We start from the raw sequence: 21074 nt of genomic DNA on the forward strand, positions 1-21074 counted from the left end.
ACAGGCGGTGCGGCGGCCGGGGTTCGCTAGGCGCAGGCCTTGGCCATCTTGGCCGTGATCTCCTGCGACTTGGTACCGATGTCGGTGAGCGCGGCGGCCGACTTGGCGGGGTCCGCGGCGTCGATCTTGAGGCCGTCGTAGACGGCGGCGAGGTCGTTGATCGCCGACGCCAGGTCCCCGTCGTGCTTGGCGGCGATGCCCTTGAGGCCCTCGGCCATCTTCTTGTTGGCCTCCTCGAACGCCTTGAGGTCCGTCATGTTCTTGGTGGCGTTCGCGCTGTACTCCGAGACCAGCTTGGTGACCTCCGCGTTGACGTCGGCGCAGGCGGCGGCGCTGGAGGACCCGCAGGCGGAGGTGAGGCCGGCGAGCGCGAGCGCGGCGATGGTGACGGCGATGCCCCTGCTATTGAACTTCACTGTGTGCCCTTCATGAGTTTTATGACGAAGGGACATTATGGAGCAATCCTTGCGGGTAACTTTCACAACGCTTGAATCACCCGCCACAGGGTTCGGTGAAACCGTACAAGTGGGTCTTTGGCCACCTCTTCTGGACGGCTGTGTGGGGTCTCTTGACACGTTCCTGGAGCAACCCGACGATGTCGCGTATAGGGCAACGGATTGCGCAATACGCAACAAGGGGTTGGTTTTGGCCAGCACACCCAGCTTGAGGTCCACCCTTCCCGGTCGCTCCTACACCGATCCCGGCCTCTTCCTGCGCGAGCAGGAAAAGATCTTCGAGTCGCACTGGCTCTGCGCGGTCAGAACCGGCGACCTGGTCGGCCCCGGCGCCTTCAGAACCGTCCAGGCCGGCCGGGAGAGCGTGATCGTCGTCCGCGGGCGCGACGGCGCCCTGCGCGCCTTCCTCAACGTCTGCCGCCACCGCGGCGCGCGGTTATGCGTCGAGGAGAGCGGTACGGCCGGGCGCACCCTGCGCTGCGCCTACCACGCCTGGGCCTACGACCTGGACGGCCGCCTGGCCGCCGCGCCCAACCTGGTCAAGATGCCGGACGTGGACCGGGTGGAGTACGGCCTGGTCCCCGTGCGCCTGCGCGAGTGGCTCGGCTACGCCTGGATCTGCCTGGCCGCCGAGCCGCCCTCCTTCGAGGACACCGTCATGCACGCCGCCACCGAACGCCTGGGCGAACTGGCCGCCCTGGAGCGCTACGGGGCCGAGGAACTGGCGCTGGGCCGGCGGATCGTCTACGACGTGGCCGCCAACTGGAAGCTCATCGTCGAGAACTTCATGGAGTGCTACCACTGCGCCACCATCCACCCCGAGCTGACCAGCGTCCTCCCCGAGTTCGCCGGAGGCTACGCCGCGCAGTACTACGTGGGCCACGGCGCCGAGTTCGCCGACCGGGTGGCAGGTTTCACCGTCGACGGCAGCCCCGGGTTCGGCAAACTGCCCGGCGTCACCCCGGAGCAGGACAGGCGCTACTACGCGATCACCGTCAAACCGCAGGTGTTCGTCAACCTGGTCCCCGACCACGTGATCCTGCACCGGATGTTCCCGATGGCCGCCGACCGCACGATCGTCGAGTGCGACTGGCTCTACCACCCCGACGTGGTCGCCTCCGGCGCCGACCTCTCCCTGTCGGTGGAACTGTTCCACCGCGTCAACGAACAGGACTTCGCCGCCTGCGAGCGCACCCAACCGGGCATGTCCTCACGCGCCTACCGGGCGGGCGGTGTCCTGGTGCCGAGCGAACACCACATCTCGCTCTTCCACCAGTGGGTCACCGACCGCCTCGGCCGGGTCGATGACTAGAAAGGGAGGATCCTCCCTGAGGGCGTACGCAGGTCGAGAGGCAGGGGACGTCGTGGGGGCCGCGGTCGCTGGACGATCTGGAGCTTCTTCACGATCCGGCTCCTTTCCGGGGGACTGACAAGGTCTTACCCCGTCGGCCCGTGGGATATCTGCGGATCGCCGGAAGTCCCTCGCTGGCGGTAGCGTGGCTGGTGAGGAGGAGCTGATGTCGAATCCGTTCGTGCACCCTGGACTCTTCTACAAGGGCGCCGGGGAGTACCTTGCGGGCACGCTCTCCTTCATCCGCGACGGACTCGCGGCGGGGGAGCCGGTCGCGGTAGCCGTACCGGCGGTCAATCTCGCACTGATCAGCGGTGAGCTGGGTGACCAGGCGGACCGGGTGCTGCTGACGGACATGGGCGAGGCGGGTCGTAACCCCGGCCGGATCATCCCCGCCGTGCTGCGCGCCTTCGCCGACCGGCACCCCGGCGAGCGGGTGCGCATCATCGGCGAGCCCATCTGGCCGGGCCGCTCGGCCGCCGAGTACCCGGCCTGCGCGCAGCACGAGGCACTGATCAACCTGGCGTTCGCCGGGCGGCCCGTCACGATCCTGTGCCCCTACGACGCCGAGCACCTCGACCGCGTCGTGCTCGACGACGCCGTCAGGACCCACCCGGTGCTGCGCGACGCCTCGGGCGAACGGGAGAGCGAGGGCTTCGCGCCCGCCGCGGTCGTCGACGGCTACAACCAGCCGCTCGACCAGCCGCTCGACCCCGCCGTGCTGGCCTTCGACCACACCAACCTGGCCGAGGCCCGGCAGGTGGCCGCCGAGCGGGCCGGCGCGATGGGGTTCCGCGGCGCGCGGCTCGACGACATCCAGCTCGTCGTCTCCGAGCTGGGGGCCAACAGCCTCGACCACGGCGGCGGCTCGGGGCTGCTGCGGGCCTGGACCGAGGGCGGCAGGCTCGTCTTCGAGGTCAGCGACCGCGGGCACATCACCGACCCGCTGGCCGGGCGCAGCCCCGTCGACCCGCGCACCCCGGGATCGCGCGGGCTGCTCATCGTCAACCTGCTGAGCGACCTGGTACGGGTGCACACCCGCGACGGCTTCACCGCCGTGCGCACCTACTTCGACCCGCCCGGCGTCCTCACACCGGCAGGCTGACCCGCACCGCGAATTCGCCTCACCGTTCGATTGACGTCATGTCCGCATAGCGGGCGCCTCTGACCGCACCGGCGGGCACCGCCGCCTCCAGGGCCGCGAGCTGCTCGGCGGTCAGCTTGATCGACGCCGCCGCGATGTTCTCCTCCAGGTACTTCAGCCGCTTGGTGCCGGGGATCGGCACGATGTCCTCGCCCTGGGCGAGCAGCCAGGCCAGTGCGAGCTGCGCGGGCGTCACCCCGGCCCGCTCGGCGATCTCGGCGACCGCCCTGACCAGCGCGGCGTTGTGCGCGGCGTTCTCCGCGCTGGTCCTCGGCAGGTTCCGGCGGAAGTCGTCCTCGGGCAACTGGTCGGCGGGCGGGAGCGTGCCGGTGAGCAGGCCGCGGCTGATCGGCGAGTACGCCACCAGCCCCACCCCCAGGTCGCGGGCCGTGGGCAAAATGTCCTGCTCGATGTCCCTGGTGAACAGGGAGTACTCGCTCTGCAGGGCGGCGATCGGGTGGACCGCCACCGCGTCGCGCAGGGTCTTCGCGCTCACCTCTGACAGGCCCAGGTGGGCGACCTTGCCCTGCCTGACCAGCTCGGCCATCGCGCCCACCGACTCCTCGATCGGGACGTCCGGGTCGCGGCGGTGCATGTAGTAGAGGTCGATGCGCTCGACGCCGAGCCGCTGGAGGGAGGCGTCGCAGGCGCGGGCGATGTACTCGGGGCGGTTGTCGATCGAGCGCGTCCCCTCCTCGCGCCTGACGCCGAACTTGGTCGCCAGCACGACCTCGTCCCGGCGGCCGTCGATCGCCCGGCCGACCAGGCGCTCGTTGTGGCCGCTGCCGTACATGTCGGCGGTGTCGAGGAAGTTCACGCCGCGGTCGAGCGCGCGGTTGATGACGGCGATCGACTCTTTCTCGTCGGCCGCGCCGTAGAACTCGGACATGCCCATGCAGCCGAGTCCGAGCGCGGAGACGTGCGGCCCATCGTGGCCGAGAACGCGCTTGTCCATGTCTGCTCCCTTGATCGTGTCGTCCAGCGTGTCACCTGGAGCGCACTCCAGGTCAAACCGGGGGCGCAGGGGATCGACCCTGAGGAGGCCAGCACTACCAGGGGTTGTCTTCGCGCAGGTCAGCGGCGAATACCGGGGCTGGACCAACCAAGGTCGTAAGGGGTGGTTCAGGGGTTCTTCGGGCCGATCTCGGATATTCCCGAACCCGGATTTATCCGAGCTTTAAGACATGAAGGGTTTGCTCGTCAGCGGGTTCGCGGCCATCGGCACCGGAACGGGTGCCATGCTCACTTTGCACGCCGAGGCGGGGCTCGATCCGCTGCACAGCGTGATCAGTGAGTACGCCTGGGCCGCCGGCGGCTGGCTGCTGCCCGCGTCGCTCACGCTGTTCGCGATCGGCTCGGCGCTCATCGCCGGGGCGCTGCGCGCGGCGGGCGCCGACCGGCGGGCGGTGCTGCTGCTGCTGGGCTGGGGCGTGTGCATGTTCCTGATCGGCGCCTTCCCGACCGACAAGCCCGGCGTCCCGCTGTCGCTGTCCGGCGGCATCCACCGCTACGCCGCGTTCGCCGCCTTCCTCGCCATGCCGGCCGCCGGGTTCCTGCTGGCCAGGGCGCAGAGCCGGTACGCGGGCGCGGTGAAGGTCCTCAGCGGCATCGCGCTCGGCGCGCTGCTGCTGGTGGTCGTGCCGTACGTGATCAGGATGCTCGGTGTCCCGCTCAGCAACGCGGAGATCCCGGCCGGGCTCACCCAGCGGGTCGTGGTGGTGACCGAGATCGGGGTGCTCGCCCTGGCCGGACTGTCCCTGTTCAAGATGAAGTACGGCAGGCGGCTCGCCTAGCGCTCCCGCGGAGGTCTCTACGGTCATCGTCGCACTCCTCTCACCCCGCGAGCCCTACCCAGGGCTCAGGCGTGAAACGGTCGCGGCTGGATAGGGGGACGGTAAGACCTCTATCTCGGGAGTGACCCCATGACGATCCTCATCGCCTATGACGGCTCCGACGACGCCACCGCGGCCATCGCGTTCGTGGGCGGCCTGCTGAAAGGGCAGTCCGCGGTGGTGCTCAGCGTGTGGGAGCGGCTGGCGCTCGCCTCGCTCAGAGGCTCGGCCGGGATGATCATGCCGGTCGACACCACGGAGGAGGACGCCGCCATCGAGGCGTCCACCCGCGAACTCGCCGAGCAGGGCGCCCGCCTGGCCAAAGAAGCGGGACTGGAGGCGACGGCCCGGTGGGAGGCGAACTCGCTGGCCGTGTGGGCGACGATCGTGGAGATCGCCGACGACGTGAACGCCTCACTGATCGTGACCGGCACCCGGGGGCTCGGCGGAGTCAAGTCCCTCCTGCTCGGCAGCACCTCCGACCGCGTCCTGCACCACGCGGGCCGTCCCGTGCTCATCGTCCCGTCCGCCGCCGACGTGGACGCGAACTCGTAGCGCCGTTCACCTGGATGTCACCCGCATAAGGCACTGTGATGGATCGTCTGCGGCGGAAGGGGACGGGTGACCGGAGTACTTGAGCGGCGGCTGGGCACCTTCGACGCCGTCGTGGTCGGGCTGAGCGCCATGGTCGGGGCGGGGGTGTTCGCCGTCTTCGCGCCCGCCGCCGGCGCGGCGGGACGCTGGCTCCTCGCAGCCCTCGCCCTGGCCGCGGTCGTCGCCTACTGCAACGCCACCTCCTCCGCCCGGCTCGCCGCCCTGTACCCCGAGTCGGGCGGCACCTACGTGTACGGCAGGCGCAGGCTCGGCCCCTTCTGGGGATACCTGGCCGGCTGGGGCTTCGTGACAGGCAAGACCGCCTCCTGCGCGGCGATGGCCCTGACCTTCGGCACGTACGCCGCCCCGGCGCTCGCCCGCCCCCTCGCGGTCGGTGCGGTCGTCGCCCTCACCACCCTCAACCTGTACGGCGTGCGGCGCTCGGCCACGGCGGCCCGCATCACCGTGGCCGTCGTCCTCACCGTCCTGGCGACCGTCGCCACCACCGCCTTCCTCGCCCCACCGGCCGCCACCCCCGCCTCCGCCCCCGCGTCCACGGTGTGGGGGGTGCTCCAGGGGGCGGGGCTGTTGTTCTTCGCGTTCGCCGGCTACGCGCGCATCGCGACCATGGGGGAGGAGGTGCGGGAGCCCGCCCGCACGATCCCCCGGGCGATCGGGGTGGCGCTCGGCATCACGCTCGCCGTCTACCTGCTGGTCGGCCTGGCCGCGCTCGCCGTGCTCGGACCCGCGCGGCTGGCCGCGTCGGCGGCGCCGCTCGTCGACGTCGTCGAGGCGGCGGGCGCGGGCGGGCTCGGGCCCGTGGTGCGGGTGGGGGCGGCGGTCGCCGCGCTGGGGGCGTTGCTCGCGCTCATCCTCGGCGTCTCCCGCACCGCGTTCGCCATGGCGCGGGAACGGGACCTGCCCGGCGCGCTCGACGCCGTCCACCCGGTCCGGCGGGTGCCGCACCGGGCCGAACTCGCCGTCGGCGCGGCGGTGATCGCCCTCGTGCTGGTCGCGGACCTGCGCGGGGCGATCGGGTTCTCGTCGTTCGGCGTGCTCGTCTACTACGCGATCGCCAACGCCTCGGCGCTCACGCTCAACGCAGGCGAGGGCGCTCCGCCGAGGATCGTGCCGGTCGCGGGGCTGGTGCTCTGCCTGGTGCTCGCCGCCACGCTGCCCTGGGCGTCGGTGGCCGCGGGCGTGGCGGTGTTCGCGGTGGGGGCCGGGGTTTGGGGCTGGCGGCACCGGGGCGCGACGTGAAGGCGGCGCGCAGGCGAGGCCGCAAGCTGTGGCCGGGGTCGCCTGAACCCGCTAGCCTGAGCGCATGACGAAGCGGCAGACAGTGATGATGGCCCCTTAGGGGGTCCATTCGCTGCTGCCGAGGCCCTGTTACCGGGGCCTCTCGTCGTTTCGGGCGTCGGGCCCCACGAGAGGCACCGATGTACATCACGACGACGATCCCCTACGTCAACGCCCGTCCCCATCTCGGCTTCGTGCTGGAGATCGTCCAGGCCGACGTGCTGGCCAGGCACCACCGGCGGCGCGGCGAGCCGGTGCGGTTCCAGACCGGCACCGACGACAACTCGCTCAAGAACGTGCTGGCGGCCGAGGCGGCCGGGATCCCCGTCCGCGACCTGGTCGAGCGCAACGCGGCGGCGTTCGAGGCGCTGCGCGAGCCGTTCGACCTGTCGTTCGACGCCTTCGTCAGGACCAGCGGCGACGCCGCGCACCGGGCGGGCGTCGAGCGGCTGTGGCGGGCCACCGGGCACGACCTGTACCAGCGCCACTACGAGGGCCTGTACTGCGTCGGCTGCGAGCAGTTCTTCACCGAGGACCGATGTCCCGAGCACGGCGGCCCGCTGCAGCTCGTCTCGGAGGAGAACTGGTTCTTCCGCCTGTCCCGCTACCAGGACGCGCTGCGCGACCTCGTCGCCAGTGGTCGGCTGCGCGTCGAACCGGCCGCCCGCAGGAACGAGGTGCTGTCCTTCATCGACGCCGGGCTGGCCGACATCAGCGTCTCCCGCTCGCAGGAACGGGCGCGCGGCTGGGGCATCCCCGTGCCCGGCGACCCGAGCCAGGTGATCTACGTGTGGTGGGACGCGCTGGCCAACTACGTCACCTCTCTCGACGGCCCCGGCTACCGGCGGTGGTGGGTGGAGGAGCCGCGCCGTACCCACCTGATGGGCAAGGGGGTGATCAGGTTCCACGCGGTGTACTGGCCCGCGATGCTGCTGTCGGCCGGTGAGCCGCTGCCCACCGAGATCTTCGTGCACGACTACGTGACCGTCGAGGGCCGCAAGATCAGCAAATCCTCGGGCACGGCCGCCGACCCCGTCGAACTCGTGCGGCGGTACGGCGTGGACGCGGTCCGCTGGTGGCTGCTGCGCGAGGTGCCACGCGTCGGCGACACCGACTTCACCGAGGCACGGCTGGCCGCCCGCGCCGACGAGGACCTGGCCAACGGCGCCGGAAACCTGGTCAACCGGGTCGTCAGCATGGTCCACCGCTACTTCGGCGGCCAGGTCCCCGACGTGGCCGCCGAGCCGCTGGTGCCGGGCGTGGCGGAGCGGGTGCACGAGGCGCTGGAGGACTTCGACTTCCGGCGGGCCGCCTCGGCGGTGTGGGAGATCGTGGAGGAGGCCAACCGGTACGTCGAGCGGGCCAAGCCGTGGAAGCAGACGACGGCCGAGCGGGAGGTCTCGCTGGCGGTGCTGGTGGCGGCCTGCGGGGAGCTCGCCGTACAGCTGGAGGTGTTCCTGCCGACGGCCGCCGCCAGGATCGCCGCCCAGCTCGACCTGCGCGACGGACGGCTTCCGGTGGCGGCACCGCTGTTCGCCCGGGTGGCTCGTTGACGCGAGGTGGGGGCGGCCGCGCGGAGGGCGTCACCTCCGGCGTCGAACAGATCTGCCGGGCGGGCGCGGGCGCACGTCAGGATCGGGGCGCCGATCATCGTGCACACCGGTGGTTCGGCTAGGACCGGGATGTTCGTCCTCGACCTGTTCGGAAAGGAAGGTGGGGATCTGAGCGGAGTGGTCGTCGGGCACGCGGGTGATGTTGATCCGGGCGTCGACCTGGCGTTATGGCCACATTTGTGATGATGTTCTGGCCGCGTTGGGTGCGGCGGGAGTGGCTCCGGGGCAGATTGATCAGATGCTGGTGTTCAACCCGAGACGCCACTTCTCGTAAGGTGAGGGTACGAGACCGACACGGGTGGGTGGAACTGGGTGACTGCGGAGCAGGCCTTGTCGATAAGCCTGGGACTTCAAGGGCCATGTGTCATCGCGAGGCTGACCGGTGAGTTCGATTTCGGTTCCGCCGCCGAGGTGCGTGATCGCGTCACCAAAGCGCTGGACCTGACCCAGCCGCCCATGCTCGTGATCGACCTCCAGGCGGTCAGCGTGTGCGACTCCTCAGGGTTGTCCGTGCTGGTCTACCTACACAAGGCGGTGACCGCCTCGGGTGGGCGGCTGCTGCTGTCCGGCCTGCAGGGCCGCTGCAAGCACCTGTTCGCGATCACCGCCCTGGACAAGTTCTTCGACATCAGGCCGACGGCGGAGCTGGCCATCGCCGAGCTTAGCGAATCGGGGAACTCTCCGCCCTACACCGGGTAGCCACGCCGACTCGGGTCGGCTGGGTAGGTCCGGCTTGGCTGGCGCGGCTCTGCCTGAAGCGGCTTTGCCTGGCTGGGGCGGCCCGGCTGGGCCTGGCTCGGGGAAGGCGGTTCTTCGCTTGTCGACGCTCGTGATCGCCTCACCCGCCCAGGCCGACACGGTGGGCGCGGTCGAAGTGAGCAGCCGTCAGCTCATCCGCTACAAGCTGAGCTGGGGACGCTGGAAGGAAAGCTGCCGGATCAAGGCCCGGGTCACGAACATCTCCAGGACGACCGTCTTCAGCAGCCGATTCAACGTGTCACTCACGGTGAACGGCCGGAAGGTCGGTGGATGCACCGACTACCTCGGCACAATCAGGCCGGGACGGGTGAAGTACGCCTCGTGCACCGTACGGTCGGGGCGGCTGGCGAGCATGTGGTACGACTGGGAATCGGGCGATCTGTCGCGCTGGTACCGGCGGGCCAAGGCCACCGTCTACTACCGCTACTACCGTTGACCTGGACGGGGATGAGGGGTCGAGCTCCGACCCCTCGTGCCCTTCAGCCCGCAGTGATCATGAGGGCGAGGCCGATCAGCACAACAACCGGGACGAGCCAGACCACGGCCTCGGCAGCGAACTCCTTGTACATGGCGTAGATCTCCCTGGGATGGCAGCCGTGATACGTCACTGCGCAGCATAGCCGCCCCCACCTGTGTCCGGGCCTTTCGGGAGTGTTGCCCTGGTCACGTTCCAGGGGCGTCGCCGCGTGACGCCAGCAGGCCGAGACGCTTGGCCGGACCGGCCAGCGACTCGTCGGCCATCAGCGCGGGCAACTTCGGCGCGTCGGCGTCGATCCGCGCGAGGACCTCCTGCGCGCCGCCGCTGAACCGGGTCCACGCGCGCACCACCTCGGGCATGGCGGCGATCGCGTCGTCACTCAGTACGGCCTCGCGGGGGAGCCACGAGGTCAGGAACTGCGACACCCTGGCCGGACTCCACCACAGCGGGCGATCGCCGACGAACTCGGCCAGCTTGCCGAACGCCTCCTTCGCGCCTGGCAGGTCCGGCAGGTCGGGGAGGCCGGGAACGGTGTCGTCGCGGCGCACCGGGCCGGGGATCGAACGGGCCCTGGCCAGGACTAGGGAGCGTACGGGGGCGAGGGTCTCGGCGGTCGCCGCGCCGAGCACGCTGTCGGTGAGCGTGAACGCGTCCAGCACCCGCCCGGCGACCACATCGGGGGCGACTTCACGCAGGTCCAGATCGTCGAGGAAGTTCGGCTCCTCGACGAGCGCGTCCACCGCCAGGCCGCCGCTGACCTGGTCGATCGCCACGACGACGAGATGCGGTTCCTTGCCGTTCTCGTAACGGAAGGCCAGAACCGCGAGCACCTGCTCGCCGTACGGGTCGGCCTTGCCGTACCAGGCCCCCTCACACCGGACCCGGCCCATCCGACCAGCCCACTCCGGCAGCTCTCCGGCCCGGTCGGCCGTCTCTTCAGGGACGCCGAGCGCGGCGAGGGCGGCGAGCAGTAGGAGCGACTCCTGGGTGCCGTCCTTGGCCGCCCGCTCCAGAAGCGCGTCGGCCTCGTCGCCGTCGTCCGGTGACCAGGAGGCGGCGATCCTGCTCGCCCAGAGTTCGGTCCGCAGCGGAGACCGCCACCGAAGCAGATCCCGCGCCTGGGCAACAGCGGTCACGAACCGCCCCCCACTCCGTTTCGCACTCACACTCCGACCGTACCGCCCTCCACCGGAACGCCCGACGCGCACCTCATCAGGGCCACACGCGAACCGTGCACCCACACTGCCGGTCACGCTTCGACCGCAGACGGGCGCTCTATCGTGTGCCTCGCCTTCGTCTGCGGGCGTAGTGCGCCGGGTGCCTCACCCTCGGGCGGATCCGAGGGTGAGACACGGACAGGAGTCAGCGGTCGTCGTTGGCCAGGCCAGCCTTGCGGAGGGCTTCGGCCAGGGCGCCCGAAGGCCGCTCCTGGCGGCGCTGGCCACCGCCGTCACGCTGGCCACGGCTACCGCGCTGCCCAGACCCGTCACGCTGGCCCTGCCTCGCGTTTCCGCTCTGCCCGGCGTTCCCGCCCTGCCCGGCGTTCCCGCCTTGAGCGCCGCTTCCGCCCTGAGCGCCGTCGCGCTGACCTGAGCCGTCCCGCCGGCCGTTGCCGCCCCGGGCCTGACCGCCGCCTTGGCCCGCCTGGCCCCCCTGACCGCCGGACGGGCCGCGGCCGTTGCCGCGGCGGCGGTCGTCGGGGGAGGTGCCGGTGGTCGGCTCGTCGTCCAGGCGCAGGGTCAGGGAGATGCGCTTGCGAGGGATGTCCACCTCGAGCACCTTCACCCGGACGATGTCGCCCGGCTTGACCACGTCACGAGGGTCCTTCACGAACGTCCGCGACATCGCCGAGACATGGACGAGCCCGTCCTGGTGCACGCCGACGTCCACGAACGCGCCGAACGCCGCCACATTGGTGACCACGCCCTCCAGGATCATCCCGTCCTTCAGGTCGGAGAGCTTCTCCACACCCTCCTTGAACGCGGCGGTCTTGAAGGCGGGACGGGGGTCGCGTCCCGGCTTCTCCAGTTCGCGGAGGATGTCGGTGACGGTCGGCAGGCCGAAGGTGTCGTCCACGAAGTCGGCCGGCTTGATCGCGCGCAGCGCCGCCGTGTTGCCGATCAGCGTGGACAGGTCGCTCTTGGCGGTGCCCAGCATGCGCCGTACCAGCGGATAGGCCTCGGGGTGCACGCTGGAGGCGTCCAGCGGGTCGTCGCCGCCGGGGATGCGCAGGAAGCCCGCGCACTGCTCGAACGCCTTGGGCCCGAGCCGCGCCACCTCCTTCAGCGCGGTCCGCGAGCGGAACGGGCCGTTGGCGTCGCGGTGCAGCACGATGTTGTCGGCGAGCGTCGCGCCGATGCCCGACACGCGGGTCAGCAGCGGCGCCGAGGCGGTGTTGACGTCCACGCCGACCGCGTTGACGCAGTCCTCGACGACCGCGTCCAGCGAGCGGGACAGCTTCGTCTCGGCCAGGTCGTGCTGGTACTGGCCGACGCCGATCGACTTGGGGTCGATCTTCACCAGCTCGGCCAGCGGATCCTGCAGCCTGCGGGCGATCGACACCGCGCCGCGCAGCGACACGTCCAGGCCGGGAAGCTCCTGGGAGGCGTACGCCGAGGCGGAGTACACCGACGCGCCCGCCTCCGAAACGACGATCTTGGTCATCGCTGGCATGTGCTTGACCAGCTCACCGGCCAGCTTGTCGGTCTCGCGGGAGGCGGTGCCGTTGCCGATCGCGATCAGGTCGACGCCGTGCTTCTGCGCCAGCGCGCCGAGTACGGCCAGCGACTGGTCCCACTGCCGCTTGGGCTCGTGCGGGTAAATCGTCGCGGTGTCGACCACCTTGCCGGTCGCGTCGACCACCGCGACCTTCACCCCGGTACGCAGCCCCGGGTCCAGGCCCATCGTCGTCCTCGTCCCCGCGGGCGCGGCCAGCAGCAGGTCACGCAGGTTGGCGGCGAACACCCGCACCGCCTCGTCCTCAGCCGCCTGCCACAGCCGCATCCGCAGGTCGATGCCCAGGTGCACCAGCACCCGGGTACGCCACGTCCACCTGACGGTCTCCGACAGCCACTTGTCGGCGGGCCGCCCCTGGTCGGAGACGCCGAACCGGGAGGCGATGCGCAGCTCGTAGTCGGGCCCCTCCTCCGGCTCCAGCGTGACGGAGAGGATCTCCTCCTTCTCGCCCCGGAACATCGCCAGAATCCGGTGCGACGGCAACTTCGTGAACGGCTCCGCGAACTCGAAGTAGTCGGAGAACTTCGCCCCCGCCTCCTCCTTGCCCTCACGCACCTTGGCGACCAGCTGCCCGCGCGTCCACATCTGCTCGCGCAGCGCGCCGATGAGGTCGGCGTCCTCGGCGAACCGCTCGATCAGGATCGCCCGCGCGCCCTCCAGCGCCGCCCCCGCGTCCGCGACCCCCTCCACGACGAACCCCTCGGCCGTCGCGACCGGATCGAGCGTCGGGTCGGCCAGCAACCGGTCCGCCAGGGGCTCCAGGCCCAGCTCGCGGGCGATCTGCGCCTTGGTACGCCGCTTGGGCTTGTACGGCAGGTAGATGTCCTCCAGGCGGGCCTTCGAGTCGGCCGCCATGATCTGCGCCTCGAGCTCGTCGTCGAGCTTGCCCTGCGACCTGATCGACTCCAGGATCGCGGTCCGGCGCTCCTCCAGCTCACGCAGGTAGCGCAGCCGCTCCTCGAGCGTGCGCAGCTGCGCGTCGTCGAGGGTGCCGGTGACCTCCTTGCGATACCGGGCGATGAACGGCACGGTCGCGCCGCCGTCGAGCAAGTCGACGGCCGCCTGCACCTGCCCCTCGCGTACGCCCAGCTCTTCCGCGATCCGCTGGTGAATAGAGAGCACTGATCCGCCTAACGCTGTGCCGATGGTCCGCCGGTCAATTGTGCAGGGTCAGAGGACCTGTCCGTCCTTCATCACCAGGGTGCGTGGGGGACGGGTGACCGCGGCCTCGGCCGCGCGACCCACGGGCACGACCACCAGGTCGGCCCTGTCTCCCACCGCCAGGCCGTAACGTTCGAGACCCAGCGCCTGCGCTCCACCGTACGTCGCGGCGCGCAGCGCCGACTCGATGTCCTCGTCCTGGCGGAACGTGCTGCGGTAGGCGAGGTGCATGGCCCGTTCGAGCATGCCGCCGCTGCCGTATGGTCCCCACAGGTCACGGATACCGTCGTGCCCGCACGCCACCGTCACGCCCGCGTCCAGCAGTCTCTTCACCGGGGGCACGGGGAAGCTGTACACGGCCGCCGTGACCACCGCCACCCCCGCGCTGCGAGCACCTCGGCCAGCCGTCCCTGGTACGCCTCGTCGATCTGCCCCAGCACGTGGGCGTGGCTCACCATGACCTGGCCGCCCAGTCCCAGGACCGCGGTACGTTCGGCGATCAGCTCCAGCTCCCAGGCGCCGAGCGGGCAGCCGTCGTGCAGGTGGATGTCGAGGTGCGCGCCGTACCGCTCGGCCAGGGAGAAGATCAGGTCTAGGTGACGCACCGGATCGCGATCACCAACCGCCGGGTCGAGCCCGCCGACCGCGCGCACCCCGTTCCTGAGCGCCTGCTCCAGCCGCTCGGCGGTGCCCGGATTGGTGAGCAGGCCATGCTGGGGAAAGGCGACCCGCTGGACCGAGACCCACGTCTCACAGACCGCGGCCGCCTCCTGGACCGCCTCGACACCGCGCAGCCCCACCACCGTGGTCAGGTGTCGGATGGAAATTATCGGTGCAGTTTTCTGTAAGGGCTGGGGCGTGGGTCAAATGCAGGGAGAGGTGGCAGCGAGATAGAGATGGTCACCTTCGGACCAGACTAGTGCCAACGTGTAGCCATCCGGCTTTGACTTGCCGGCCAAATCAGGATGACCGTTAGCGAGGTCGCCCTCGGCGGTTATTGTGTGGCCCTGTGAAGTCCAGAATTGTGAAACCTGGTGCGAAATGTCCAGGTGCTTTGACTTTGGAATTTCGCGAAGCCAATATGCACGATTCATTGAGAGTTTTTCTGGAGTTCCGTCGGCACTATATTTACATGGGTTTGGAGTTACTGAGTACGGTATGAGTTCGAGTTTGGGTTCAGGTTCCAGGGACTGTGCAGTGCTACGAATGAGTTGCTCGATGCGATCTATCGCTTGTGATTGGCTTATATTCATATGCTCGTGGTTCCCGTCTGGTGAGCATGAGGTGAGGGTGGAGGCCAGGATGAGTGTTGTAAGAACGCCGTGAATGGACAAGGCCAACCCTTCCTATGGCTTCTGTAGCTCAGGCATGAGTAGTTGAGGTTTCATTTCATGCTTTGCGCTTACCAATGATTCGTATTGGCCATTTGTGATGCGGGCGATGTTTCGAAGTGAGGCGGAATGAAGCTCCCAGTAGTTTGAGTGGGCTGTGAAGATGTTGGTGCGGTCTACTGGGAAGTGTTGGGCGCCGAATTTGGGGGTGCCTGGGTCTTGGGTGAAGTGGCCTAGTTTGGCCACTGGGTCGTTGGGGTCTTCGCCTACCCAGACGTGGGATTCGGGGATGCCCAGGTCTCGGGCGTGAGGGACGCCTACGCCGGGGCTGCCGACGAAGATGAAGGTGTTGGCCAGGGTGCCGGGGCGGAGGAGGGCGGCTTTTCCGGATACCAGGGAGCCGTAGCTGTGGCCGAGGATCACTTCTCTGCCGGTGGTCGAGGGGGTGTGGGCGGCGCGGAGGCCGTCGGTGAAGGAGGCGAGGTGGTGGGCGCCTCGGTCGGCGGGGGCGTCGCCGGCCACCGAGATGCCGGGGGTCCAGGTGCTCTCTATCTGGGGTGGGTCGTAGCCGAGCCAGGCGATCGAGGCGATTCGCTGGTCGCCTGCTGTGGCCTGGGCCTGTTGCCACAGCACGCGTGCTCGGTCGATGTCGCCGGCGAAGCCGCTCAGTTCGGTGTTGAGGCCGGGTACGTACGTCACCGTGGTGTCCGCCTGGTCGGGGTCGCCCCAGGAGACGATGATGCGGCCGGTGCCGGTCTGGTCGAAGGCCAGCAGGTACGCCGGGGGGTGGCCGGTGGTGCCGCCGGTGGCGAGGGCGCGTTCGACCATGGCGATGTTGCGCAGTCCGCCTTCGAGCATGCGGGGGGCGCCGAGGACGTACGGCACGCTCAGCATGCGCAGGTCGGTGAGGAGGCGGTCGCGGTCCTGCGGGGTGAACGAGGTCGTGATGCGGGCCAGTTCGGCGGTGAGCCGGGCCTTCTCGGCGGCCAGGGCGTGCCGGTTGGCGCGGTCGCGGAAGGTGGCGGGCAGGCCGTTGAGCGCGCCGATGCCGGGCAGGGTGACGAGACGTTCCCGGTCCTGGTCGGTCAAGGAGTGCCACCAGGCGTTGATCCGGGCGGCCAGTGAAGGGTCGCGCAGGTCTTGGAGCCGCTTCACCGCGCCGAAGTCCCCTGCGGCGGCCAAGCACAGCAGAGCGTCGGCATCAGCGAAGCCGCCCCCGGAGTCGAATCCCGTGCCAGAGCCAGGGGTGGAGCCGCCGAACAAGGTGAAGGCGGCGATGCTGGAGGGGATCCACGGGCTGTCTGTTCGGATCTTGGTGAGGCGGCGGCGCAGGTCGGGGGCCTGGGTGGCGGCCCACTCGGCGGACTGGGCGATGGTCCAGCCGGGGGCGGCGGGCAGGGACAGGGCGGACAGTTCGGCGCGGATTCGGGCGGACGCGCCGGACAGGCGGTCGGCGGCCTGGTCGAGGGCGGTGACGAGCGCGGTCATCGCGGCCACGTCGATGCCCTGGAACGGGCCGCGGGCCGCGGTGGCGACGGTGAGATGGGTGCCGGGGAAGGCGGGGGCGGAGGCCGGTTCGCCGCGCCGGGCGCACTCCTGGGCGAGGGTGGCGAGAGCGGCGGTCAGGGCGCGCTGGAGGGAGGCGCGGTGCGCCGCGAGGGCGTCGGCGAACCGGGGCGCGCCGCCCCCGACCCAGGCCTGGGCCGCCATCAGGCGGGCGGGCGCGTCGAGGTCGGCCCTGTGCTCGGCGGCCAGCAGGGAGACTCGGCGGTACGCCTCACCGGCATCGGAACCAGCTTCAGACATGATCGCCCAAGGATCGCAGCGCCCACCCGGCCCACACGGAGAAACAGCAGTTCACGGGGGTAAGTGCGCTTTGCGACTGGCGGATTCGTCGGGCATGTGCTTTGTTGGGGCGCCATAATGGCAATGCAACAGATCTTGGCGGACGACGTCGCGGCACTCGCCCGTGGTTGTGCGGTGCTGGGCACGGGCGGCGGCGGAGACGTGCGGGCCGGTGCGCTGGCCGCGACCAGGGCGATCGGGGAGTACGGTCCCGTGCCGCTGGTGCAGCTCGCCGACCTGCCCGCCGACGCCCTCGTGGTGCCGCTGTCCGCGATCGGCGCCCCCACGGTCAGCCACGAGATGATCCACGGGGAGGACGAGCCCAGGCGGATCGCCGACGAGGTCGAGCGCCTGTTCGGCCGCCCCCCGGCCGCGGTGATGTCCTCGGAGATCGGCGGCTCGAACGGCGTGGCCCCGGTCGCCTGGGCGGCCAGGCTCGGCCTGCCGCTGCTCGACGCCGACGGTATGGGCCGGGCCTTCCCCGAGGTGCAGATGGTCTCGATGTACGTGGCGGGGCTCCCGGCCGACCTGGTGATCATGTCCGATGTGGTCGGCAACGTGGTGACGATCAGGCCGGTCGACGGGCTGTGGTCGGAGCGGCTGGCCCGCGCGGTGTGCGTGGCCTCGGGGTCGAGCGCGATGATGGCCGACTACGTGCTGACCGCGGAACAGGCCAGGGGCGCGGTGATCGAGGGCACGGTGACCAGGGCCGTCGAGATCGGGCTGGCCACGGAGCACGCCGCCGACCCGCTGGCCGCCCTGGAGAAGACGCTGGGCGCGGTCCGGCTGATCACCGGCAGGCTCAGCGACGTCGAACGGCGGACGAGCGGCGGGTTCGTCAAGGGCACGGCCGTCGTCGAGGGCACGGACGCCTGCCGGGGCCGCACGCTGACGCTGGAGATCCAGAACGAGAACCTCGTGGCGATCGAGGACGGCCGGATCCTGGCCATGGTGCCGGACCTGATCGCCGTCGTGGATTCGGAGACGGCCACCGCCGTCCAGACCGAGGCGCTCCGGTACGGCCAGCGCGTCGCGGTTCTGGCCTGGGCGTGCGACCCCCTGTGGCGTACCCCCAAGGGCCTGGAGACCGCGGGACCCCGCGCCTTCGGCTACGACCTGGACTACCGTCCGCTCGGTGAAGTCCCGGAGGGGACGGGCACCTCCTGGGAAGGCGCGGAGCGATGAGCGACCTGCGGATCGGGATCGACGTCGGCGGCACCAACACCGACGCGGTCGTCCTCGACGACTCCGATCAGGTCGTCGCCAAGGCCAAGCGTCCCACCACCCCCGACGTGACCGAGGGACTGCGCGCCGCCCTCGACGCGGTCCTGGACGAGCTGGACGCGGCCGACCACCGGGAGACGAAGGAGCACGGCTCCAGGCAGAGCCCGGCCACCCGGGACCGCGTCACCCGGGTCATGCTCGGCACCACCCACGCGACCAACGCCATCCTGGAGCGCAGGTCGCTGGGCCGGGTGGCCGTGCTCAGGCTGGGCGCGCCCGCGACCACCTCGGTCCCCCCGCTCACCGCCTGGCCGGACGACCTGCGCAAGGCCGTCTCGGCGGGTGAGGCCGTGGTGCCGGGCGGGCACTTCGTGGACGGCCGGGAGATCTCCCCGCTGGACCCGGACGCGATCAGACGGTTCCTCGCCACCACCACCGGCGTCGACGCGGTCGCCGTCACCAGCGTGTTCAGCCCGGCCGGAGCCGACCACGAGCTGCGGGCCGCGGAGATCGTCCGGCGTGAGCTGGGCGACCTGCCGGTCTCGCTCAGCCACGAGATCGGCTCGCTCGGGCTGCTGGAGCGCGAGAACGCGACGGTACTCAACGCCGCCCTGTACGGCGTGGCCCGCGACGTCACCACCGCCCTCACCACCGCCTTACGCGAACGCTCCCTCACCGCGACGCCGTACTTCGCGCAGAACGACGGCACGCTGATGACGGTGGAGCACGCCGCGCGGCTGCCGGTCTCGACGATCGGCTCGGGCCCGGCGAACTCGCTGCGCGGCGCGGCCTTCCTGTCGGGCGTACGGGACGCGATCGTGGCCGACGTCGGCGGTACGTCCACGGATCTGGGCGTGCTGGTGGGCGGCTTCCCGAGGGAGTCGGCCGCGGCGGTGGAGATCGGCGGCGTGCTCACCAACTTCCGTATGCCGGACATCCTGGCCATCGCGATCGGTGGCGGCACCGTCGTCGGCAGGGTGGGCGGCGTCCTCCAGGTCGGCCCCGCCTCGGTGGGGTACCGGATCGCCGAGGAGGCGCTGGTCTTCGGGGGCGGGACGGCGACGCTGACCGACGCGGCGGTGGCGGGCGGCAGGCTGCGGGGCACGGCGGCGGAGTGGCGCGAACGCCTGACGGCCGCCCTGCGCGCCCCTGCCGCGCTGGCCGAAACCCTCGCCGAGGCGCTGGCCAGGGCCGATGTGCTGGTCGGTGACGCGGTGGATCGGATGGCGCTGGGCCGGGCGGACCGCCCGCTGGTCGTGGTGGGCGGTGGCGCGTTCCTGCTGCCCGAGGAGATCCCGGGCGTGAGCCGCCTGATCAGGCCCCCGCACGCCGAGGTCGCCAACGCCGTGGGCGCCGCGATCGCGCTGGCGAGTGGGAGAGTCGATACGATCTTGCCTGCGGGCGAAAGCCGTACAGAAGGAATGGAAAAGGCTAAAGAGGAGGCGGCGGCGAGGGCTGTGGCGGCGGGGGCGGACCCTGCCGGAGTCGAGATCGTCGACGTGTACGAAGTGCCGCTCAGCTACCTCTCCGAGCCCGCGGTGCGGGTACACGTGAAGGCCGCCGGCCCCCTCGGCCGGTGACCTAGCAGCCGAGCCAGGCTCGGCGGTCAATACGAAAGGATTCCCCCACCATGCGCTGGCACAAGCGTCTGCTCGTCGCCGGAGTCACCGGCGCCGTGGCGCTGACCGCGTCCGCGTGCGCGGGCGGTCAGGTCCGCGGGGCGGACAAGACCCCTCGGCCGAGCGCCTCGTCAGGGTCGAGCGCGCCGGCCGCGGCGCAGGCCAACGAGGCCACCTTCGTCTACGCGCCGAACCTCGACGTGGTCACCGACTGGGACCCTGCGACCTCGTACTCGAACGAGAACATCGCGATGGCCAACATCTACGAATCGCTGACCCGCTACAACACCGAGACGAAGAAGCCCGAGCCGCGCCTGGCCACGGAGTGGAGCTCGGCCGCCGACGGCAAGGAGTGGACCTTCAAGCTCCGCCAGGGCGTGAAGTTCCATTCGGGCAAGGAGCTGAACGCGGACGCGGCCAAGGCGGCCATCGAGCGGACGATGAAGCTCAAGGGCGGCCCGGCCTACATCTGGGACTCGGTGAAGACGATCGAGGCGCCTGACGCCTCGACGCTGAAGTTCACCCTGAAGTACGCCACGCCGCTGGACCTGATCGCCTCCTCGGGCTACGCCGCCTACATCTACGACGCCGACGCCGTGGAGCAGGCCAAGGACGGAGAGGGGGACGCGGGCACCGGCCCGTACACGATCGACGCCTGGAACAAGGGCAAGGAGACGGAGCTCACGCTCAAGGCGTTCGACGACTACTGGGGCGGGTGGACGCCCGAGAAGTACAGGAAGGTGGCCTTCCGGGTCACGCCCGAGCTGACCACCGCCTGGCAGTTGCTGCAGAACGGCGAGGTGTCGTTCGTCCAGCGGCTGAACCCGCAGCTCTTCGACAAGGCGGGCGCGACCAGCGGGGTGCAGACCACGCAGACGGCGTCGTTCCAGAACCTGCTGCTGCTGTTCAACACCGGGAACGGTCCGCTGAAGGACGTCAACGTGCGCAAGGCGATCCAGCTCGCGCTCGACTACGACGGCCTGGCGGCGGCGCTGAAGGGCGCGGGCGTCAAGAGCTCGGGCCTGGTGCCGCAGGGGCTGCTCGGCTACAGCGCCGAGCAGGCTCCGGCGCAGAACCTGGAGGAGGCCGCGCGGCTGCTGTCCATGGCGGACTACGGGCCCGACCTGAACGAGCTGAAGCTCACCCTGACGTACGCCCAGGGCGACGCCGACCAGCAGCTCATGGTGACGATCCTCAGCTCGGCGCTGAAGAAGCTGAACGTCACCCTGCAGGCCAAGCCGCTGCAGTGGAACGCCCAGTGGGACCAGGGCAAGGCGAAGAAGCAGGACATCTTCGTCATGTACTGGTATCCGGACTACGCCGACGCCTACTCGTGGTTCCTCAACGTGTTCCGCAGCTCGGAGAAGCCGGAGTTCAACCTGTCGTACCTGAACAACCCGGAGATCGACAAGGCGATCGACGCGCTGCCCGAGCTGACCGCGACGGACCGGGACAAGGCCGAGCAGTCGTACGCCGACCTGCAGAAGAAGATCCTCCAGGACGAGGCCGCGGCGGCGGTGCCGTACGTGCAGACCTACCAGCGCGCGCTGTCGGCCAAGGTGGAGGGGTATGTCGACAACCCGGCCTATCCCAATGTGGTCTTCTTCTACGACCTCAAGCCCGCCGGATAGTT

19 protein-coding genes are annotated in these 21074 nt (G+C 70.3%); 12 read left to right on the forward strand and 7 right to left on the reverse strand.

What is annotated here, in order from left to right; genetic code table 11:
• Nucleotides 1–26: 26 nt before the first annotated feature.
• A complete protein-coding gene (locus ABZ911_RS23045; protein ID WP_358059213.1) occupies nucleotides 27–416 on the reverse strand; it encodes a hypothetical protein in 390 nt (129 codons plus the stop codon).
• A gap of 247 nt (nucleotides 417–663) precedes the next feature.
• Between ABZ911_RS23045 and ABZ911_RS23050 the strand changes: the two genes are divergently transcribed.
• Nucleotides 664–1767: an aromatic ring-hydroxylating dioxygenase subunit alpha gene (locus ABZ911_RS23050; RefSeq protein ID WP_358059216.1), complete on the forward strand. Its 1104-nt coding sequence runs from the start codon at nucleotides 664–666 to the stop codon at nucleotides 1765–1767.
• A 205-nt stretch (nucleotides 1768–1972) separates the two neighbouring features.
• Nucleotides 1973–2911 (forward strand): sensor histidine kinase, encoded by a 939-nt coding sequence (locus tag ABZ911_RS23055; protein WP_358059219.1) that lies wholly within the window; start codon nucleotides 1973–1975, stop codon nucleotides 2909–2911.
• Between the two features lie 19 nt (nucleotides 2912–2930).
• On the opposite strand, the gene ABZ911_RS23060 is transcribed toward ABZ911_RS23055, so the two are convergent.
• Nucleotides 2931–3905, reverse strand: a complete 975-nt coding sequence (locus ABZ911_RS23060) for an aldo/keto reductase (RefSeq protein ID WP_358059222.1) — start codon at nucleotides 3903–3905, stop codon at nucleotides 2931–2933.
• Between the two features lie 229 nt (nucleotides 3906–4134).
• Here ABZ911_RS23060 and ABZ911_RS23065 point away from each other — a divergent pair, with 229 nt between their 5' ends.
• From ABZ911_RS23065 to ABZ911_RS23095, 7 genes are all read left to right on the forward strand, one after another.
• Nucleotides 4135–4743 (forward strand): DUF998 domain-containing protein, encoded by a 609-nt coding sequence (locus tag ABZ911_RS23065; RefSeq protein WP_358059225.1) that lies wholly within the window; start codon nucleotides 4135–4137, stop codon nucleotides 4741–4743.
• A 129-nt stretch (nucleotides 4744–4872) separates the two neighbouring features.
• Nucleotides 4873–5337 carry a universal stress protein gene (locus tag ABZ911_RS23070; RefSeq protein ID WP_358059228.1) on the forward strand — a complete coding sequence of 155 codons (465 nt, stop codon included), beginning with the start codon at nucleotides 4873–4875 and terminating at the stop codon, nucleotides 5335–5337.
• Nucleotides 5338–5403: 66 nt separating this feature from the next.
• Entirely contained in the window at nucleotides 5404–6636 is a 1233-nt protein-coding gene (locus ABZ911_RS23075) for an amino acid permease (protein ID WP_358059231.1), read from the forward strand.
• 179 nt (nucleotides 6637–6815) lie between these two features.
• Entirely contained in the window at nucleotides 6816–8228 is a 1413-nt protein-coding gene (locus ABZ911_RS23080) for a methionine--tRNA ligase (RefSeq protein WP_358059234.1), read from the forward strand.
• Nucleotides 8229–8327: 99 nt separating this feature from the next.
• On the forward strand, nucleotides 8328–8471 hold the full coding sequence (locus tag ABZ911_RS23085; protein ID WP_358059237.1) for a hypothetical protein: 144 nt from the start codon (nucleotides 8328–8330) through the stop codon (nucleotides 8469–8471).
• 129 nt (nucleotides 8472–8600) lie between these two features.
• Complete coding sequence (locus ABZ911_RS23090; protein ID WP_358059240.1) at nucleotides 8601–8987, forward strand: STAS domain-containing protein; 387 nt, start codon at nucleotides 8601–8603, stop codon at nucleotides 8985–8987.
• A gap of 118 nt (nucleotides 8988–9105) precedes the next feature.
• Nucleotides 9106–9483 (forward strand): hypothetical protein, encoded by a 378-nt coding sequence (locus ABZ911_RS23095; RefSeq protein WP_358059243.1) that lies wholly within the window; start codon nucleotides 9106–9108, stop codon nucleotides 9481–9483.
• A gap of 227 nt (nucleotides 9484–9710) precedes the next feature.
• Here ABZ911_RS23095 and ABZ911_RS23100 read toward each other — a convergent pair whose 3' ends face one another.
• The 5 genes from ABZ911_RS23100 to ABZ911_RS23120 form a co-directional block, all read right to left on the reverse strand.
• Nucleotides 9711–10661 (reverse strand): hypothetical protein, encoded by a 951-nt coding sequence (locus ABZ911_RS23100; RefSeq protein WP_358059246.1) that lies wholly within the window; start codon nucleotides 10659–10661, stop codon nucleotides 9711–9713.
• 226 nt (nucleotides 10662–10887) lie between these two features.
• Nucleotides 10888–13383, reverse strand: a complete 2496-nt coding sequence (locus ABZ911_RS23105) for a Tex family protein (protein ID WP_358059249.1) — start codon at nucleotides 13381–13383, stop codon at nucleotides 10888–10890.
• Nucleotides 13384–13431: 48 nt separating this feature from the next.
• Complete coding sequence (locus tag ABZ911_RS23110; protein ID WP_358059252.1) at nucleotides 13432–13755, reverse strand: amidohydrolase family protein; 324 nt, start codon at nucleotides 13753–13755, stop codon at nucleotides 13432–13434.
• Nucleotides 13752–14222 carry a hypothetical protein gene (locus ABZ911_RS23115; protein ID WP_358059255.1) on the reverse strand — a complete coding sequence of 157 codons (471 nt, stop codon included), beginning with the start codon at nucleotides 14220–14222 and terminating at the stop codon, nucleotides 13752–13754. The genes ABZ911_RS23110 and ABZ911_RS23115 overlap by 4 nt, the downstream gene beginning before the upstream one ends.
• A gap of 546 nt (nucleotides 14223–14768) precedes the next feature.
• On the reverse strand, nucleotides 14769–16559 hold the full coding sequence (locus ABZ911_RS23120; RefSeq protein ID WP_358059258.1) for an alpha/beta hydrolase: 1791 nt from the start codon (nucleotides 16557–16559) through the stop codon (nucleotides 14769–14771).
• A 123-nt stretch (nucleotides 16560–16682) separates the two neighbouring features.
• Between ABZ911_RS23120 and ABZ911_RS23125 the strand changes: the two genes are divergently transcribed.
• The 3 genes from ABZ911_RS23125 to ABZ911_RS23135 are packed head-to-tail and all read left to right on the forward strand — an operon-like array spanning nucleotide 16683 to nucleotide 21072.
• Complete coding sequence (locus ABZ911_RS23125; protein WP_358059261.1) at nucleotides 16683–17783, forward strand: DUF917 domain-containing protein; 1101 nt, start codon at nucleotides 16683–16685, stop codon at nucleotides 17781–17783.
• Entirely contained in the window at nucleotides 17780–19402 is a 1623-nt protein-coding gene (locus tag ABZ911_RS23130) for a hydantoinase/oxoprolinase family protein (protein WP_358059264.1), read from the forward strand. Before ABZ911_RS23125 ends, ABZ911_RS23130 begins: the two co-directional genes overlap by 4 nt.
• 50 nt (nucleotides 19403–19452) lie before the next feature.
• Nucleotides 19453–21072 (forward strand): ABC transporter substrate-binding protein, encoded by a 1620-nt coding sequence (locus tag ABZ911_RS23135; RefSeq protein WP_358059267.1) that lies wholly within the window; start codon nucleotides 19453–19455, stop codon nucleotides 21070–21072.
• Nucleotides 21073–21074: the final 2 nt, after the last annotated feature.

The sequence above is a fragment of the Nonomuraea sp. NPDC046570 genome (genome assembly GCF_040645915.1).
In the GTDB taxonomy this organism is placed as follows: domain Bacteria; phylum Actinomycetota; class Actinomycetes; order Streptosporangiales; family Streptosporangiaceae; genus Nonomuraea.